The 15938-nt window shown below is 68.3% G+C and carries 16 protein-coding genes and 4 pseudogenes; 8 read left to right on the plus strand and 12 right to left on the minus strand.

Annotated elements, in window-relative coordinates:
* Positions 1 to 122: 122 nt before the first annotated feature.
* From OHA19_RS02485 to OHA19_RS02495, 3 genes are all read left to right on the plus strand, one after another.
* Positions 123 to 701: a hypothetical protein gene (locus tag OHA19_RS02485; protein WP_405749236.1), complete on the plus strand. Its 579-nt coding sequence runs from the start codon at positions 123 to 125 to the stop codon at positions 699 to 701.
* Positions 702 to 1184: 483 nt separating this feature from the next.
* Positions 1185 to 1331, plus strand: a complete 147-nt coding sequence (locus tag OHA19_RS02490; RefSeq protein WP_405720398.1) for a hypothetical protein — start codon at positions 1185 to 1187, stop codon at positions 1329 to 1331.
* The gene (locus OHA19_RS02495; RefSeq protein ID WP_405720396.1) at positions 1328 to 1471 is read left to right on the plus strand and encodes a hypothetical protein; all 144 of its coding nucleotides are present in this window, start codon (positions 1328 to 1330) and stop codon (positions 1469 to 1471) included. The genes OHA19_RS02490 and OHA19_RS02495 overlap by 4 nt, the downstream gene beginning before the upstream one ends.
* A gap of 125 nt (positions 1472 to 1596) precedes the next feature.
* Here OHA19_RS02495 and OHA19_RS02500 read toward each other — a convergent pair whose 3' ends face one another.
* From OHA19_RS02500 to OHA19_RS02510, 3 genes are all read right to left on the minus strand, one after another.
* On the minus strand, positions 1597 to 1995 hold the full coding sequence (locus OHA19_RS02500; RefSeq protein WP_405720394.1) for a hypothetical protein: 399 nt from the start codon (positions 1993 to 1995) through the stop codon (positions 1597 to 1599).
* Positions 1996 to 2168: 173 nt separating this feature from the next.
* The gene (locus OHA19_RS02505; RefSeq protein ID WP_405720392.1) at positions 2169 to 3692 is read right to left on the minus strand and encodes an FAD-dependent monooxygenase; all 1524 of its coding nucleotides are present in this window, start codon (positions 3690 to 3692) and stop codon (positions 2169 to 2171) included.
* Positions 3693 to 3747: 55 nt separating this feature from the next.
* Positions 3748 to 4446, minus strand: coding sequence for a TetR/AcrR family transcriptional regulator (locus OHA19_RS02510; RefSeq protein ID WP_405720390.1), 699 nt, complete (start codon positions 4444 to 4446; stop codon positions 3748 to 3750).
* Positions 4447 to 4576: 130 nt separating this feature from the next.
* On the opposite strand from OHA19_RS02510, the pseudogene OHA19_RS02515 reads away from it, so the two are divergent.
* Positions 4577 to 4809: pseudogene (locus OHA19_RS02515) on the plus strand (NAD(P)-binding protein); the annotation flags it as partial.
* Positions 4810 to 5222: 413 nt separating this feature from the next.
* Entirely contained in the window at positions 5223 to 5702 is a 480-nt protein-coding gene (locus OHA19_RS02520; RefSeq protein ID WP_405753196.1) for a Pycsar system effector family protein, read from the plus strand.
* On the opposite strand, the gene OHA19_RS02525 is transcribed toward OHA19_RS02520, so the two are convergent.
* Positions 5609 to 6040 (minus strand): hypothetical protein, encoded by a 432-nt coding sequence (locus OHA19_RS02525; RefSeq protein ID WP_405749239.1) that lies wholly within the window; start codon positions 6038 to 6040, stop codon positions 5609 to 5611. The genes OHA19_RS02520 and OHA19_RS02525 overlap by 94 nt on opposite strands.
* Before the next feature lie 770 nt (positions 6041 to 6810).
* Between OHA19_RS02525 and OHA19_RS02530 the strand changes: the two are divergent.
* A pseudogene (locus OHA19_RS02530) lies at positions 6811 to 6986 on the plus strand (IS3 family transposase); the annotation flags it as partial.
* Here OHA19_RS02530 and OHA19_RS02535 read toward each other — a convergent pair.
* Positions 6955 to 7164 (minus strand): annotated as a pseudogene (locus OHA19_RS02535) (nitroreductase family protein); the annotation flags it as partial. The pseudogenes OHA19_RS02530 and OHA19_RS02535 sit on opposite strands and share 32 nt — an antisense overlap.
* A 349-nt stretch (positions 7165 to 7513) precedes the next feature.
* A complete protein-coding gene (locus tag OHA19_RS02540; RefSeq protein ID WP_405720384.1) occupies positions 7514 to 8242 on the minus strand; it encodes an SDR family oxidoreductase in 729 nt (242 codons plus the stop codon).
* Positions 8243 to 8666: 424 nt separating this feature from the next.
* On the opposite strand from OHA19_RS02540, the gene OHA19_RS02545 reads away from it, so the two are divergent.
* Positions 8667 to 9155: a hypothetical protein gene (locus OHA19_RS02545; protein ID WP_405753197.1), complete on the plus strand. Its 489-nt coding sequence runs from the start codon at positions 8667 to 8669 to the stop codon at positions 9153 to 9155.
* Here OHA19_RS02545 and OHA19_RS02550 read toward each other — a convergent pair.
* Entirely contained in the window at positions 9128 to 9343 is a 216-nt protein-coding gene (locus tag OHA19_RS02550) for an ester cyclase (protein WP_405720382.1), read from the minus strand. The two genes, OHA19_RS02545 and OHA19_RS02550, sit on opposite strands and share 28 nt — an antisense overlap.
* Before the next feature lie 369 nt (positions 9344 to 9712).
* Positions 9713 to 10273: an NADPH-dependent FMN reductase gene (locus tag OHA19_RS02555; RefSeq protein ID WP_405720380.1), complete on the minus strand. Its 561-nt coding sequence runs from the start codon at positions 10271 to 10273 to the stop codon at positions 9713 to 9715.
* 380 nt (positions 10274 to 10653) lie between these two features.
* Here OHA19_RS02555 and OHA19_RS02560 point away from each other — a divergent pair, with 380 nt between their 5' ends.
* A complete protein-coding gene (locus OHA19_RS02560; RefSeq protein WP_405720378.1) occupies positions 10654 to 11253 on the plus strand; it encodes a GPP34 family phosphoprotein in 600 nt (199 codons plus the stop codon).
* Between the two features lie 962 nt (positions 11254 to 12215).
* Here the strand turns inward: OHA19_RS02560 and OHA19_RS02565 are convergent.
* The 4 genes and pseudogenes from OHA19_RS02565 to OHA19_RS02580 form a co-directional block, all read right to left on the minus strand.
* Positions 12216 to 12646: pseudogene (locus OHA19_RS02565) on the minus strand (transposase); the annotation flags it as partial.
* Between the two features lie 226 nt (positions 12647 to 12872).
* Entirely contained in the window at positions 12873 to 13076 is a 204-nt protein-coding gene (locus tag OHA19_RS02570; protein ID WP_405720376.1) for a hypothetical protein, read from the minus strand.
* Between the two features lie 205 nt (positions 13077 to 13281).
* The gene (locus OHA19_RS02575) at positions 13282 to 13950 is read right to left on the minus strand and encodes a DUF4232 domain-containing protein (protein WP_405749241.1); all 669 of its coding nucleotides are present in this window, start codon (positions 13948 to 13950) and stop codon (positions 13282 to 13284) included.
* 743 nt (positions 13951 to 14693) lie between these two features.
* A complete protein-coding gene (locus OHA19_RS02580) occupies positions 14694 to 15326 on the minus strand; it encodes a dihydrofolate reductase family protein (RefSeq protein ID WP_405749244.1) in 633 nt (210 codons plus the stop codon).
* Positions 15327 to 15938 lie beyond the last annotated feature (612 nt).

Below are 15938 nucleotides of genomic sequence, written 5' to 3' on the forward strand. Positions count from 1 at the left end.
AGGGCTCCTGCGGACAGTCAGATCTACCTGCGGACGGGGCCTGCAGATGAAACGATGCACGTCATCGTGGGCCAAGGTAGTTCTACGAACCCGTCCGGCATCGCAAGGGGTGGAGGTGAAGAATGAGCCTCCAGCGCTTGACGCGGGAAGAAGCCGCTGAGGTAGCCGCGATGTATGACCAGACCATGGCCCGTCCTCAAGACGGGACAGGCAACGAGAACGTCCGCAGCGCCCAGTTGCTGCTTGCCAAGGCGGCTCGCACCGTCTTGTTCCTGCTGGCGGGCTTCCTGATCATTTTGGGCCTGGCTGCGCTCGCTCAGGCCGAGGCAGCGCAGAGCGCTCTCGATCCTTACAGGGGGTCTTCAGGGTTCATGGCCCCCGCTGTGCACGAGGCGGAGCAGGAGGCGGCAGCGCAGCCGGTGGTCGCGCAGTCCGGGATGCTTTGGAGTGTCAACTACGCCGTCATCGCGCTCGTTCTCGCCGCGCGATTCGGCAAGGGCGGCAACGCCCTCCGCATTGGCACAATCGTCTATGGCGCCTGGCTCTGCGTGGTCGGAACCTTCGCTCTCGGCCTGACTGCCAGCAGCGCCCCCGCCGCCATCGTCATGACAGCCCTCGCAGAGCTGGCCGCCGGAGTTCTGCTGATCTTCTTCATGGTTCAGAAGGACGGCGTGGCCTGGTTCAGCCGCCCACGCCACTGAGAGCAGCCGAGACGAGGCCGAACCGCGTCAAGTCTTTGCCTTTCCATACCCCGCCCCTCCGGTGCGCGCCGGAGGGGCGCACCAGTCGGAGCGGCGCCAGCAGGTCTCCACCACGGTCACGCCGGCCCTGCACAGAGCGCACGGGCGGCATGGTCCCAGGGGGCGGGAGATCGTCTTCCGCGCAGCGGCCACGGCAGCTTGGAGGGCCCACGGTTCCTCTTCCCTCCCGCTTTTCTAGGTGGGTCAGCGACGGGCGGCCCGACGGCAACTGTGAAACTGGCCGGGGAGAACCGCTCCTCCGGCGTGGCCGTCACCCTCGTCGTCCACGAGCACAAACGACTCGGCCGCGGCATCGAACTCGCCATGCTCGCTGGAGGCGAGCGACGTCGGCCTGGAGTTCCTCACCGGAGAGCTGAAGGGCTCGCACGACCCCTCCGGCATCGTGTTCACTGTGCTGGCGGCCATGTCGGGCATGGAGCGCGCATGTCGGGCATGGAGCGCGCGTACATCCGCGACCGCACTCTCGAAGGCCACGAGTCCGCCCGCAAGCGCGGCAAGACCATCGGCGGCGCGGGCGTCACCGACGAAGACATGCTGTCCATGGCCTCCACATGCGCGACCAGTAGATGAGCCTGCGCGACATCGCGAAGAGACTCGTCATCACCACCGGCACGAAGAAGGGCCGACACCCTTCGCCCGCCACCGTCATGCGCATGCTGCGTGAGCACGACGAGCAGACGGCCGCATCCTCAATGGAACCCGCGCCCTGACCTGCGACTCAGGCCTTAGCGTTGTTTTTTCGGCGTGAACTACCGGGACGACCCCGTCTGGACGGTCTCTCGACCCCACCTGCTGGACAGCAGCAGACCTGACCCCGGGCGTCCGAACACCTCGCTCACGAACTGCAGGCCCGGGGGTGCCACAGGTCCAGGAGCACGGTGGTGAGTCTCAGGGTGAACTCCTTGACCGCGCGGATCTGTTCCCGGACGGGGCGGGGGAGGTGGGCGAACTCCCAGTCGGTGACCGGCTGGTCCGGCGGGCGGGAAGCCCAGGCGTGTTCCAGGTCCTCGGCGATGTCCGCCACCGAGTCCATCCCCGTGTGGGCGACCGCGTCGACCGCTGCCCCGAGTGGGTCCGAGGCCGGGCTCACCACGTCGTACGCGCGCTGTGCTGACATGGCGAGCACGGTGGACTGGGCATGAGGGAAACGAACGATGCGCTGGATCCATGTGGGGCCGTCAACCCCGTCCAGCAGCGGCGGGTGATCCGGCTCGGCCACGAGGGTCCGGTGCACGGCACGGGCGTACTCCCGGTGTGCCGGGGACGGCCGCCACAGGCCCGCGGACCCGGCCTTGGCCTCGTTCGCGGTCTTGCGCTTCCAGACCGATGCTCCGTCGCAGGGGAGGTCGATCCGCAGCGGGTGAACGGCACCGCGTCTGGAACGGGGCCGGGGAACCGCCGTTCGTTCTAGCTCTGCGGCGCGCCGAACCACTGGGCAGCCGCCTGCTCGAACGCTTCGCGATCCGGGGCGGGCTCGCTCGCCCAGGCCACGACGCCGTCGGGCCGAATCAGCGCGGCACCCAGCCCGAGGCCGTTGCGCGCCGAGCCAGCCGCGTAGTGGATCCGGCCTGCCCACCCCTTGGCCGCGACCTGCAGCGCACGGTCGGTGCTGAAGTCGAGCACAACTCCCTGCCCCTGGCGCAGCAGTTCGCCGAGTCGGGTGCCGTCCTCGAAGCGGAAGTCCGGGGCGGTGCGGCCGATGAGGGGCTGTTCGCTGCCCAGGTCGTAGCGGTTGAACAGCCCCGAGGTCTTTCGGTACACGTGGGTCGTTCCGTCGGTGGTGCTCATCAGATCGTGGACGAGTTGACGCAGCGCGGGGGCGTTGGGGCCCGGCTTCATGGTCGCGACCTGGGCGCGGGACCAGTCGAGCACGGCGGCGCCGACGGGGTGCCGCTCGGTGGTGTAGGTGTCGAGCAGGCTCTCGGGAGCGGAGCCGCGCACGGTGGCGGCGAGCTTCCAGCCGAGGTTGGCGGCGTCGCCGATGCCGAGGTTGAGGCCCTGGCCGCCCAGGGGCGAGTGGATGTGTGCTGCGTCCCCGGCGAGCAGCACACGGCCCTCGCGAAACGTCGTCGTCTGCATCGCGCGGTCGGTGAAGCTGGAGGCGAGATGGACCTCGCTCAGTGTCACGTCGGTGCCGCTGATACGGCGCAGGACCGTCTGGAGGTGTTCGCGGGTCAGCGGCTGGGAGCGGTCGAAGGTGCCGCCGTCGAAGTCCATCATGCCCAGGTGCCCTTCGAGGGGCGTACGCAGGTACATGCCGTTCGGCGTCAGGTTGAACCCGATAGGCAGCTGCTCGGGGTCGGCGAAGGTGACCTTGGCGGCGTATCCGGTGAACAGCGGCTCGGTGCCGACGAAGTCGAAGCCGGCGAGCCGACGTACGGCGCTGCGCCCGCCGTCGCAGCCCACCAGCCAGCGCGCCTGGTACTCCTGGCCGCCTGCCGTGACGAGGACGGATTCGGTGTCCTGCGTCACGGCCGTGACGGGAGCATTCCGGATGATCTCGACTCCGAGCGCGGTGGCCTGTTCGGACAGCACCGATCCGACCGCTTCCAGGCTCGTCATGAATCCCTCCGTCGCCGGGCTGGGCAGCCGGGGCGGGAGGGCGGCTGTGTCTATGTCGGCCGCGTCGAGCGTCATGCCCGCGAAATGGCTCAGCTCACGAGGGTCGGGCGCCTCGACCGCTTCTGGATCCGCGCCCACCTTCTGCGGGTTGACTCCCGAAGCCTTCGCCATCGCTTCCAGGAGGCCGCGGCGGTAGAACGTCTCGGCCGACTCGGCGTTCAGGCCCCGCAGCCCGAGTGGGAACGCCTTCAGGGGCGAGGTGAGTTCCGGGTCCCGCTCAAGGACCAGAACCGAGCAGCCGGACAGGGCCAGCTCGCCGGCCAGGAACAGCCCGACCGGGCCGCCGCCCGCGATCACGACGTCATGCATGAGCGGTGTCCTTTCGAGAAACGAAGGATGGGGTCATCCGGCCAGATCGGCCGGGTCAGCGCAGATGGGTGAGGCCGTCGAGGATGACGGCGATGCCGGTGAGGAACTGCTCGCGGTCGTCGTGCTCTCTCATCTGGCCGGCGATGGCATGCATGAACGGGTAAGCCTCCGGGCCGAGCCCTTGCCATGCCGTCGACGCCGCGTCGAAGAACTCGTCGCGGTCTCCGTCGGGGTCGATCCCTGAGGTGTCCCCCTCGATGCGGGCGTTCTGGCTGACGGCTCCGAGGATGTAGTGCACGAGCGTCGAGGCCGCGTCGAACCAGGAGGCTCGCGGTACGCCCAGGGCGCCCACCTGTCCGCCGATCCGCTCGAAGATCCCCACCGTCACCGGGCCGACCGGATTCCGGATGATCTGGAGGGTCAGCCGCGTGGCGAGCCACTGATGTGCGGCGATCGCGTCGAACAGGGCCAGCGCGACGACATGGATCTCGTCCCCGGGCGTGGCCGCAGCCCCGGCGGGCCGGGTTGCCAGCGCCGCGCCGATCACGGTTTCCGTCGCCGTGTCGAGCAGCTCGTCACGGGTGCCCACGTGGTAGTAGATCGCCCCGGAACCGGTGGACAGTCGTTCGGTCAGCGCCCGGATGGTCAGCGCGCTCTCGCCGCCCGCATCGAGCATCTCGACCGCAGTGTCGATGATCTGCTCCCGGGAGAGCACCTGGTTGCGCCGCCGTGGTCGGCGCGCTCGCGTCGTCATACCTCGATGGTGCCACATTTGGTGCAGCGATCCAAATTGGTGCGCCGTACCAAAGTGGCGCACGGTCCCACTTTAAAACAGTGCACCAACGTGTTGGTCGGCCGCGCCGACCGCAAGAGCAAGGGACGTCATGCACCACGTCACGATCATCGGAGCCGGGCTCGGCGGACTCACGCTGGCCCACGTCCTGCACGTCCACGGCATACCGGTAGAGGTCTACGAGGCGGAAGCCCCGAGGCGCGGGCGCAGGGCGGGATGCTCGAAATCCACGACTACAACGGGCAGCGCGCCATCGAGGCGGCCCGGCTGATGACGGAATTCCGCGCCATCGTTTTGGAGGGGCGCCAGGCGATGCGCGCTCTGGGCAGGACGGCCGTGTCCTGCACTGCACGCAGCCTTCGTCGAACGGCTCCTGTCCGCTGAGCCGCACCCCGACGGCCACCGTTGTCCAGCGAGCGGATGGTTACGCCGGGCTTGTCGTCTATGCCGTCGTCCGGGGAGGTCATGGGCGAACGCTAGGTCAGCACCACGCGCGACGTCATTCGGATTCCTCGGTGGTGGCGTCCGAACTCGCACGAGAGTGACTGGCCAACACCAGATCCACACCCCAGTTCCCGCCCTTACGCGTCCAGGAATTCGCGAACCCGCGCGCTTCCACCCGCACGGATACCAAGGCCTCTATACTGCTGGCCTTCAACGGTGCCGTGCTCGCCGGAAGCGCCAGCCTCGTCGCCAAGGAACTGCCACTGTCGACCCAGGTCTTGGGCACGCTCGCCGTGCTCGCTCTGGGCACTGCCGCTGTACTGCTACTCCTGGTCGTCATGCCCCGGCTCAGCGGCAGCGACCGGACTTCCTTCCCGTACTGGGCGCAGCTCGACGACGACGAGATCCGCGCCTGCTTGGAAGAAGACACCCGAGCCGCCCGCATCCGGGTCCTGTCCGGCGTCGTGGTCCGTAGATGCGGCTACCTGCGGCATGCAGTCCGCTCATCCTCGCCGCGCTCGCCCTGCTCGCGTTGGCCGCTGCCAGTACCGCGCTGTGGGCGCGCCCGGCACGACGGGCCGCCACTACGTCCTCGGGGAGTGATCGCAAGGAACGAAGCGGCCTCTTGGTCCACCCGTCCCCGCGCCCGGATCGAGATCGTGACCGCCCCGCCTCGGGTTCACCGACTGTCGTCGGCTCCCACCTGGAACCTCGTCAGTGCAAAGAGGATCACGAGGTCAATTGCCATGACGGGAATGGCCCACGCCGGGTAGTACGGAACGAACATGAACTGCGTGATCAGGCTGATCCCCGCCACCGCTACACCGGCCCCGCGGCCCCAGCTCTTGTTCGTCAGGATCGCCAGGCCGGCGACCACGAGCGCCACACCGACCACGAGGTGGATCACGCCCCAGGCAGTGAGATCGAACCGGTAGGCGTACCGGGTCGAGGCGGCGAACAGGTTGTCCTCTGCGATACCGGACGCACCCACGAGAATGCTGAGCGGCCCGCTGAGCATCAGCAGGGCCCCGGCTACCTGGGACGCACCGTCGACCTTCGCACTGCCGGACCCCATGTGCCCCGGCGGTGTCTTGTTCGGCATCGCTGTCATGGCCGTCACCTCCCTTCACAGCGCGGCCACCGACACACTTGGCCCGTGCGAGACAGCCACTTTCTCCTGCCAGGATCACCGCAATTCCCCGGCGCCGCCACCGCACCCCACCACGAAGAAACCGACGGATGCCGACACGGCCCGCGCAGGAACGATGTCCCCTCAGGCGTGTACCGGCAGTGATCGGCGGCTCAGCAGAGGACCGGCCAGCGGCGACTGCGCCCCCGCCCGCTGTGAAGCCAAGTGGGGACGTTCTGTTGCCCGGCAGGAGCGGGGACGACGTTCTGATCAAACAGAGAAGTGGAACATCCCCGCTGGGGCGGGGTCGATTCCGTTGCGGCCCCTGACCTGGCGGAGCTGCCACTCCAGCCACTCAGCCAAGGCCCTGTTCTTGTCCAGGTCGGGCATACCGCGGCCGGGCATGGCTACGCCTCGGCCGGGCTCGTGTGCGTGCTTCAGCGCCATCCGTGCCGCGACCACGTCCTCGCTCAGCGTCGACCGTGCTCGCGCAGCGCGGGCTCGCCTTTGCCGTACAAGCCGCCGATGTACTTCGCCTCCACCTGGCCTGCGGGCCGTAGAAGGGGCGGGGTGAGGTGTGCGAGGTCGGGGTAGTCGGCAGTGAGCCAACGGACGAAACCAGGGCTGGACCAGCTTGAGGCTGCTCTTTTGGAGTGGACACCCTGACAATGGATCTTGAAGGTCCAGGAAGGGATGTCCAGGTGGGACGCCAGTCTCCGTATCCGGAGTAGTTTCGGAAGGACGCCGTCGCGTTGTACCGAGCCGCCGACGGCAAGCGCACGTACGCAGCGGTGGCCGCCGAGCTCGGGGTCACCGGGGAGAGACCCTGCGCACATGGGTCCGCAAGGACACCGTCCGACACACATCCGAGCGCCATGAGGGCGAGGCCGGGCAGAGTCCGGTTGAGAAACTGGCCCGCCGACGCGCCTCTTGAGCTCGGCCAGCGGCCGGCCAGTCAGCACGTAGGCGCGCCAGGGCTGTAGGTTCGACCCGGACGGTGCCCATGCCGCGGCGGACAGCACACGTTCCAGCACCTCCCTCGGCACGTCCTGGTCGGTGAACCCGCGTACCGCCCGTCGGCTCGTGACCGCCTCGTAGACGTCCAAGGTCATCTGCCTCCCTCATCTGCTCCGCGTGTCTGTTCATGGACAGTCGGCAACCTTGGGGTGCGACAAAGCGGCACCCTCCGTACGCGAGGCTGTTCTCCCAGTGCGAAGGTGCGCGAACCGGGCACGGGACCGTCTGTCCCGGCGACCCATGGCTCGGCCTGCTCAACCTCAGAGATTCATCGCGCCGTCACGACAACGGGCGAATCGGGCGCCCAGCGTGGTAGATGCCCTGGCTGCGTGAGGCCGCATAGACCACGCCTGGCCCCTGGGGGGAGTACGTGGCGTCACCCACGACAGGTTGGGGCTGGTTCTGTTCGGTCTGCGTGCCGGAGGGGGCGCGAGCGGGTCAGGAGAGCCAGTCGGTGTAGCGGGTGGGGGCGAGGTGGGCGTTCTTGTCGGTGAGGACGTCGCCCTTGACGGCGGCGAACATGCCGGCGGTGGGGTCGGTGACGACGGTGCGGTTGTCGCCGTTGTGGGAGAGGGTGATCCGGCCCAGTTCGTCCAGGAGGAAGATCTCGGGGCCTGCGATGTTGCGCCTGCCGTTCAGCGGGGCGGCCGCGGCGGCCTCCGCCACTGCTGCGGCCACGTCCTTGGCGGCGATCGGCTGGATCGGTGTGGGGGGCAGCCGGACGGTGTCGCCGTCGGTGGTCCAGGACAGGACGGCCTCCATGAACTCCATGAACTGTGTGGCCCGGACGATCGAGTAGGGGATCGGTCCGGCCGCGAGGATGTTCTCCTGGAGCGCCTTGGCCCGGTAGTAGTCCAGCTCCGGGACCTGGTCCGTGCCGACGATCGAGAGGATGACGAAGTGGCCGACGCCGCCCTTGTGAGCCGCGGCGAGAAGGTTGTCCATCGAGGTCCGGAAGAAGGCCGGGGAGGCTTCGTCGAAGGTCGGGGAGTTCGTGAGGTTGATGACGACGTCGGCTCCCGTCACCGCCTGGTCCAGGCCCTGGCCGGTGATGACGTCGACTCCGGTGGACTGCGAGTGCGGTACCGCCTCGTGTCCGGCGTTGTTCAGGTTCTTGACGACCTGCGACCCGATCAGGCCGGTACCGCCGATGACTGCGAACTTCATGACATGCCTTTCGTCGAGTTTACGTACGAAATATGGCATATGAGCCACTGTGTGGGCGCGGCAGGAGACGGCGGCCTGATCGGCTGAGGAACGGGTTGTGACAGACCGTCCACTAAGGTGACCGTCTCGCCGGAGGGCGCCCGGCCCATGCGGACGTCACCTGCCGTGACGTCTTCGAACCCGATCGGCATGCCGCAGAAGGGGGAGCTCGTCCTGGGGGCGGCAGGACCGGCGGCACCATCGGCTCCGGGTTCGCACCCCGTACGTCCCGCGGCCCGCTGCTCGTCGTCGTGGTGGCCATGTGGTCGGTCGGTGCCGCGGCAGCGTACGCCGTCGGCTGGCTGATGATGAGCTCCGGCCGTGACGACCGGCGCCGGCCCGCAGCGCTGTCCCCTCGGCCCTGATCCTGCTGCTGCGCTTCGGCATCCCCGAGTCGCCCCGTTGGCTCATGGGCGAGGGCCGCGCCGACGAGACCCGCCAGGTGGTCCGCCAAATGCTCGGCCCGGCCCCGGGCCGGCCCGGCGTCTTCCCCGCGACGGGCCGCAACATGCTCTCCCCCGCCACCGGCCGGCTGATCGCCGGCCTCGTGACAGGGACCGCAGACGAATCCCTGGCCGCCCGGTCCGGCCCACAGCGGGCGGCCCGACGGAATCACGGCCCCTGCTTGGAAAGCGACACAGGCGAGGGCCTGCACGGTGCGCTTGGGGCTGGATCCGGTCGCAGCGGTGGCGGGGATGGCGGACGCGAGTGCCAGGATGCTGCCGGCGAGCGCGCCGCCGACCACGGCGCGTCGGCCTATGGGCTTGTTCATTGTGGTGCTCCTGATGGATTCGGAGGGGATCGCCTGCGCCCTTATGGGCGCGGTGCGGGGCTGGTGGCGGAATGTCAGGCATCCTCGCCGCGGAGGATCTGAAGGAAGCGGCCGAAGTTTCCTTCCGGCCAGTGCTCGACGGACTGGCCGCCCGCGATGCGGTCGATGGGGATGCCGCTGAGGTGGACCTCGCGGCCGGACGGCGGGATGCCCAGGACCGTTCCGGTGTGAATGCCGCCCAGACTCCAGCGGGTGACGACCTTGGGGCCCTCGGTGATTTGGTCGAACATGTCCAGGCGGTATCCGGACAGCGACGCCTTGAGCTCGAGGTCGCCTGCTACCCGGGCCGAACGCTCGTTGGGCCCGCAAAATCCGTGGAGCACGAGGTCTTTGGAGATGTACCGCCCGCGGCCAGGTCCCCGTTGTAGCTGGCGTAGAACGCCGCCGCGACCTGCCGTGGCGAGTGATGGGAGCTCCGGTGGCCGGGGGCGGCGTGGGCCGGAGCGGCGGTGGCGAGTACCGCTCCGGCGCCGAGGCCGGCGAGGGTTCCGATCATTGCGCGTCTGCCGGGGCGGCTGCGGTCGAGGCGGCTTCGTTGAGCTTGCTGCTGGTCATCTGGACTCCTGATGGGTGAGGCGTTGCTGGTGCCGCTGGGCGGGTCAGCGGGTGCGGAGGGGTGCGAGGGCGTTGGTCCAGGCGATGACCTGGTCGAGCGTGGTGGCGAGGGTGTCGCGCTGGATGTCGAGGGGCTTGAAGTCGGTGAAGTTTTCGAAGTCGTTGAACAGGGAGAGGGCAACCTGGGAGCGCACGTCGGCCATCTGGAGTTCGCCGGCGATCAGGCGCAGGTGCTCGACGGCACGCGTTCCTCCGGCCGAGCCGTAGCTCACGAATCCGACGGCCTTGTAGAGCCACTCGGCGTGCAGGAAGTCGATAGCGTTCTTGAGAGCGCCGGGCACCGAGCGGTTGTACTCGGGCGTGACGATCACGAAGCTGTCGAACGACGCGATCTTCTGTGCCCAGACGCAGGTGTGTGGCTGGGCGTACCGGCCCATGGCCGGCGGGTGGACCTCGCCGAGCAGCGGCAGCTTGTAGTCGGCCAGGTCGACGAGTTCGAACTCGGCGTCGCTGCGGTGGGCGGTGTTCTCGTACACCCAGCGTGCGACGGCCTCGCCGTTGCGTCCGGGGCGGGCGCTTCCGAGGATGATGCCGGTCTTGGTCATGGAGATTCCGTCCGTTCGGATGCGGAGCAGCCCAACAAGTACACGGAGGAGCAGCCGCAGCTGCTGAGCCGCGAACTGATCAACTTCTTCAAAGACCGGACAGGCGCGCCACTCAGCAGTCACGCCTGATGATCTTTTTCCTTTCGACCGTTCTCAGCCGCTCAGCGGACGGACGGACGAAGCCGCTCGGGGATCCAGCACGGCGAGGATCCACGGTTCTGACCTCGTCGGCAGAAACTCCCGCCGTCTCCCGAAAGGGCTTCGACCGCTGGGACGGGGCGATACTGGTCATGACAGTCACCCCGCCACCGGGCCGGCCTCGGACACGTGCCCGGTCGGTGGGGACGCGCCATTGCCGATGTCTCCGAGGGGAGCCGTTCATGACCACGGCGAAAGACCTGTTCATCATCGCCATGGACCTGAAGCATTCCGTGGGACAGGGCGACCTGTCCCTCGCACTCGCGGGAGCCGAGCTGATCGATCTCATCGGTGCGGGTGCGGTCGCCGTGGACGGAGACCGCATCGTGCCGGGCGGACCGCCGACGCTGGACGACCGGTTCATGGGCGAGGCCGCAGCAGCACTCACCCGGCAGGCACCCTACGAGCGGATCGAGGACTGGCTGTGGCGCCGGGGCCGGGACCTCTCGGCCGCGTACCAGGCCACCCTGGAGGAGAACGGTGAGTTGAAGCCGCAACGAAGCGGCCGGCTGCCCTTCGGCTCGGAACGCGTGGAACCGGTCGATACGCCTGCGCGCCGCCGTGCAGCCGACCGCTGGAACGAGAAGGAACCCGTCCTGGCCGCCCTCGCCTCGGTCGTGGGCATCGACGACGCCCGATCCGACGATGAGACCGGCCTCGATGACGAGGCGGTGACGACCGTGGTGGCCGCCGTTCACGACGCGGTGATGGAACTGGAGGCCGTACGCCAGAGGCGGAACATCGAGAACGCGGCCTTTGCCAACCTCTGGCGCGGACCGTGAACCGAGCCCATCTTCGGGGCGCGGTCGCGTCCGGCGCACGCGGGCCGGTCCTGCTGCCTCAGCCACACGCTGCAACAGGTCCTCGTCCTCCGTGCAGATGACCTCGTCACCACCGAGCAATTTGATCTCCTTGACCCCTCGTCGCCGCACGACATTGATCGTGCGAATCCCCAGATGCCTGGCCAGCTGAATGACGAGCCGGCCGACGGTGGAGCCCGCGGCGGTCTGCAACAGCCAATCGCCCGGCTGTACGTCGAGTTCGCGCGTCAGGAGGAGCAGCGCGGTCAACGGGTTGACGGCGAGTTGACAGGCGCTGGAGTCTCTCAGATGGTCGGGGACCGGCAGGAGCCTTCGCGTATCGGCAACAAGGTATTCCTGCCAAGTACCGGCCACCTGGGGCCCGGGTACCGCCGGGACCGCAGCGACCACCACACGCTCGCCGACCTTCAATCCCTCGGTATCATCCGGGCCCAGGGCCCACGGATCAACGCCTGGCCGGCTTTGGGCGTGGGAACAGGCCGGGATTCCAGCCGCAGGACATCGGCAGGCTCGCCGACCTTTCCGGCCACGAGCGCGCGCATGGATCGAGGCATGAGTGACCTTTCGTCTCTCAGTACCTGACAAACTCGGTGGGCGTTGCGGACGAGAACAATGCCGGTGCTGGCATCCTCGGCGGCGGCCTCGTAATCAGGCTGGGTCCGCGGCCTACTGAAGTCCGTGCTCAGGACCGCTCGCCGCATCGCACTACGCTGAGTCCAGGTTATGAATCTGTCATCTCACGCTACGCCCGGCTCCGGAAAGACTCCCGGCGGCGGACGTACAGAGTGGGGCGCATGCCCGCTGCGCAGGGGCTGAGGGCCTCTGGTTGAGTTCGTCGATGGCGGCGGCACACAGCTCCGGTGTGTACGCGGCGGTCACCTCGTCCCGGTGTGACGCCGAGCCTGCGAGCGAACCACCTGGTCCTCCAGCGCGGCGACGAACGAGTAGGGCCAGGTGGGCACGAACTGGTCCGACGAGCGTCCGCTGCGGCCGTAGACGTGGCAGAACGACCGGTCCGCACTGCACGGAACATCCGGCCGCAGCCAGTGGGTGACATCCGCCGCCAGGACCAGGTGCGCGTCGTCGGCCCCGGGCTGCGGCAGCCCGGCCAGCACCTGCCACAGCCGTGGCAAATCCACGTGCCCACTGTTCAGCGCGTCGTGCCCGCGCCGGTGCTCGGCCATCAGCGTGCGGTCCACCGGTGTGGTCACCGGCCCGTCCGCGCGCAGCAAATGCGTCAGTCAGCTCGAACAGCGTGTCCCCCGCGCACTGTCAGACAGTCGAAGAAGTCGCCCCGGAAGCATGACGCCACTGCGAACGCTTCCCGCCGGGCAACATGGTGCCGCAGACTCATTCCCCACGGCCTTCGTGCTGGTCAGGTGCCTCTTTGGTCGGAGCACAGGGTCAGGCGAAGGCCGTGTTCACGTCCGGGAAATCCTCGGACGGACGATCGCTTTCCGCCGTTCGAGGAAAGGGCAAGCTGATCTGCGGCAACGCCAGGCGACACCGACGACAGCCAGGTACCCAGCTGGCTCCGGCAGCTCAAGCACAGCACTCCGAGCCAGGCCGCTTTGTAGAGGTTATGAAGACTGGCGCTGCGAGCGCCGCGCCGCCGGGAAAGTGACACCGAGGACCCCACCTGCGCCACTGCCGAGCACCAGGCCGACCGCCATATTGTCGAAGACAGCCAGCCCGAGCACGAGCCCGACTGCGATGCCGATCAGCATGCCTACAACCAAGCCTGTGCTGATGGACGGCGCTCCGACGTTCTCATTGTTCGTCACACGACCATTGTGCCGAACGAGCCTTCGGAGACGAGATCCGATACGGCCAACCTCTGAAGCAGGCCCGACCATGAGAATCAAGCTCAGAACCGGCTGCGAAGGGGGCATGCCAAGCGTCGCTGACACGGGCTGGATACACGCTGGATGGCCAAGATCCTTACCGGATCCGGCGATTGGCCACCGGGGCTGGCTGCGCGCACCACCCCTACTTGGTCGTGTGCGTGGGGTAGACCTCAACGTCGGTGTAGGCGCCCTTGATGTCCCCCGCGCCCGCGGGCCACCTCAGGCTCACGGTGTGGGTCTCGTTCGGGGGCGTCACCAGGATGTTGGTCGGGGACGCGAGGCTGTCGCCGGTGTTGTCGATGTCGTAGGCGAGGTCGAAGACAGCGGCGTCACCGGGCTTCAGGATGGTGACACGCGGCTGGGCGTGGCCGCGCTCGATGGGGTTCGAAGTGTTGTCGGCGTCCTTGATGTCGACGCCCGCGAAGCCCGTCGCCGAGCAGGTGGTCGAACCCCGGTTGATCATGGTGATGTCGATCCTGCCGGAGTCCTTGTCCGGCGCGGCGTCGCGGGCGTCGATGGCCAGGTCCTCCGTCTTGCAGAACGTGACCTTGCCGCCGGTCTTCGTCGCGCCGTTCGCAGCTGCCTCTGCCCCGGTGTCCTCACCGGAGCCCGACTTCGCGTTGCTAGCCCCCGAGCCGCCGGAGCCCGAGCCGCCCTCCGACTTCGAGCCACCGCCCGAGGACGAAGAAGACGAGGGTGAAGAGTCCCTGGAGGACGAGTCCTTCCCGGAACTGTCGCTGCCACAGGCGGTGAGCGAGAGGGTAGCGGCGACGCCGATGGCGGCGAGAGCAGTAACGCGGGTGTACTTCACGGTGTTCCCCCAGGAGTAACGCGGTGCATGTGGTCGGAAGTATTTGTATCTCACACCGAGTCACAGGCGATCCTCCGCGACGTCTTCGTTCTGTCACAGGCGTATTGACCCTGCGGTCCGCCAAGGCGTCGTCGTACGGTCACCAGTGGGAGCTCTCACTCCTCTGACCAGGTAATCCTCACCCAGTTACCAGCTAATCCTTACGACTTGTCCAATCGCCAGCGCCCGGCCATCCACGCTCAACACCCCGTGAGACCGAGCGAATCAGCCCGGTCCACCCCAGACAAGGAAGCGTGGTCTGCACCAGGGCGGAATTGCATCAGGGCCGGTCTGATCTGTGAGTAGCACGATGGCGGTGCCGTCTCTTGACGAGCCGAAGGCTCCGATGCGCCGCGGATCGAGGGCGCCGGGCAGGCCCTTGGGCGGTAGCGTGCCATCGACGTGGGGGCCGGCCACGATCCCTTTCACCCAGTCGAGCCGACGCCGGAGTCCGGACCGGAGAAGCGTCCGGTGCCGCGGGCCCGGCCTCCGGACCGGCGTTCGCCACTCCGCCGCTCCCCCTGCGGCGGGTCGTGGCCCGGTTCCGCGGCATCACCCCGTGAACAGCTGTCTCCGACCACCGCGTCCGGTGAGGGTGAGGTACCGAGGCTGTTGTCGGCTGCGCGCCGGCGTCGGCTTTCCTGCTCGTCCACCCTTGGCGGCCCCGACCCGGCGTGACGACTGCTGTGCCGGTTCCGGTTCCTTCAGGCGTCGCTTCCGGCGCCGCGATCGGGTGCGGTCATGTCGCCCGTGGCGGGCGTCCCCTCGGCAAGCCCGTACCGCAGGTGCACGGTGCCCTTCGGGCCGGCCGTCGGTGGTTCCAGGAGGATGACGTTGGTGGGCACCGCGCCGTCGTCGAACACCTTCTTCCCGACACCGAGCACGATGGGATGCAGCCAGAGGTCGAGACGGTCGAAGAGCTTCTCGCGCAGGAGTGTCTGCACGAGGTTCAGGCTCCCGACGACCTTCACGTGCTCGTGCCGCTCGCGGATCTCACGCACCGCGTCGGCCAGGTTCGGGCCGAGCTGCGTGGACCCGGCCCACGAGAGGTCGGGCTTGCCGCGGGAGGCCACGTACTTCGGGATGCTGTTGAAGAGCGTGCCGAACTCGTCCTCCTGGTGCGGCCAGTAGGCGGAGAAGATGTCGTACGTCCGCCGGCCGAGCAGGAGGGCGTCCGTGCCTTCGTACGCGGCCGCGATCTGGGCGCCGGTGAGCTCGTCCAGCAGGGGCGCCTGCCAGCCGCCGAACGGGAACCCGATGGGGTCCTCGTCGGGGCCGCCGGGCGCTTGCCCGACGAGGTCGAGGGTCGCGAACATTGCGATGTGGATGAGGCCCATGGGTTGCTCCCGGTGGATCGATCGGTCTCGTCAAGGGGTAGACCTGTGGGTGCCCGCAAACTCATCGCCGCGAACCCGGCTCACCCAGTCGGGCGGACCCCGGGAGCGCGCCGACGCCGCGGCCGTCTGCTCTCCGCGCGCGGGGACACCTGCGGTCGTGACCGGGTGTCGAGACCCGCTCCGATCTGTTCCCGCGCCTCAGTACGCGGCCAGCTCATGGTGAGTTCGGTCGGCTGCACTCACCTTGCTCCCGCACTGCTCACCACTGCGCTCACCATGACCGCTCGGCCGACGCCGAGAAGGTCTCGACCTGTACTGGTGGTGAGTACACGGACGAGGCCCGGTGCCCAGCAGCGTCCGGGGGCGGTCTTCGGGCCGATGCGGCGTCGCGCCGTCGGGTGAGTGCGCCCGGGGCTCCAGCCTCGCGAGGGAGGCGGGGATGTGCTGGAGGATCAGCCGTCGGGACAGGTGATCCCGAGGGGCGCGTATGCGGTCAGGCCGGTCGTGGCCGTCGGCCCTGCCCGCGCTGCCGAGGCGCATGGCGCCGGGTCGCGAGACGGCCGGGGATTCGAGGTCGACCAAACTGTTGGAGATGCTTACGCTCCGTGTCGG

Source organism: Streptomyces sp. NBC_00012 (genome assembly GCF_045040875.1).
Taxonomy (GTDB): domain Bacteria; phylum Actinomycetota; class Actinomycetes; order Streptomycetales; family Streptomycetaceae; genus Streptomyces.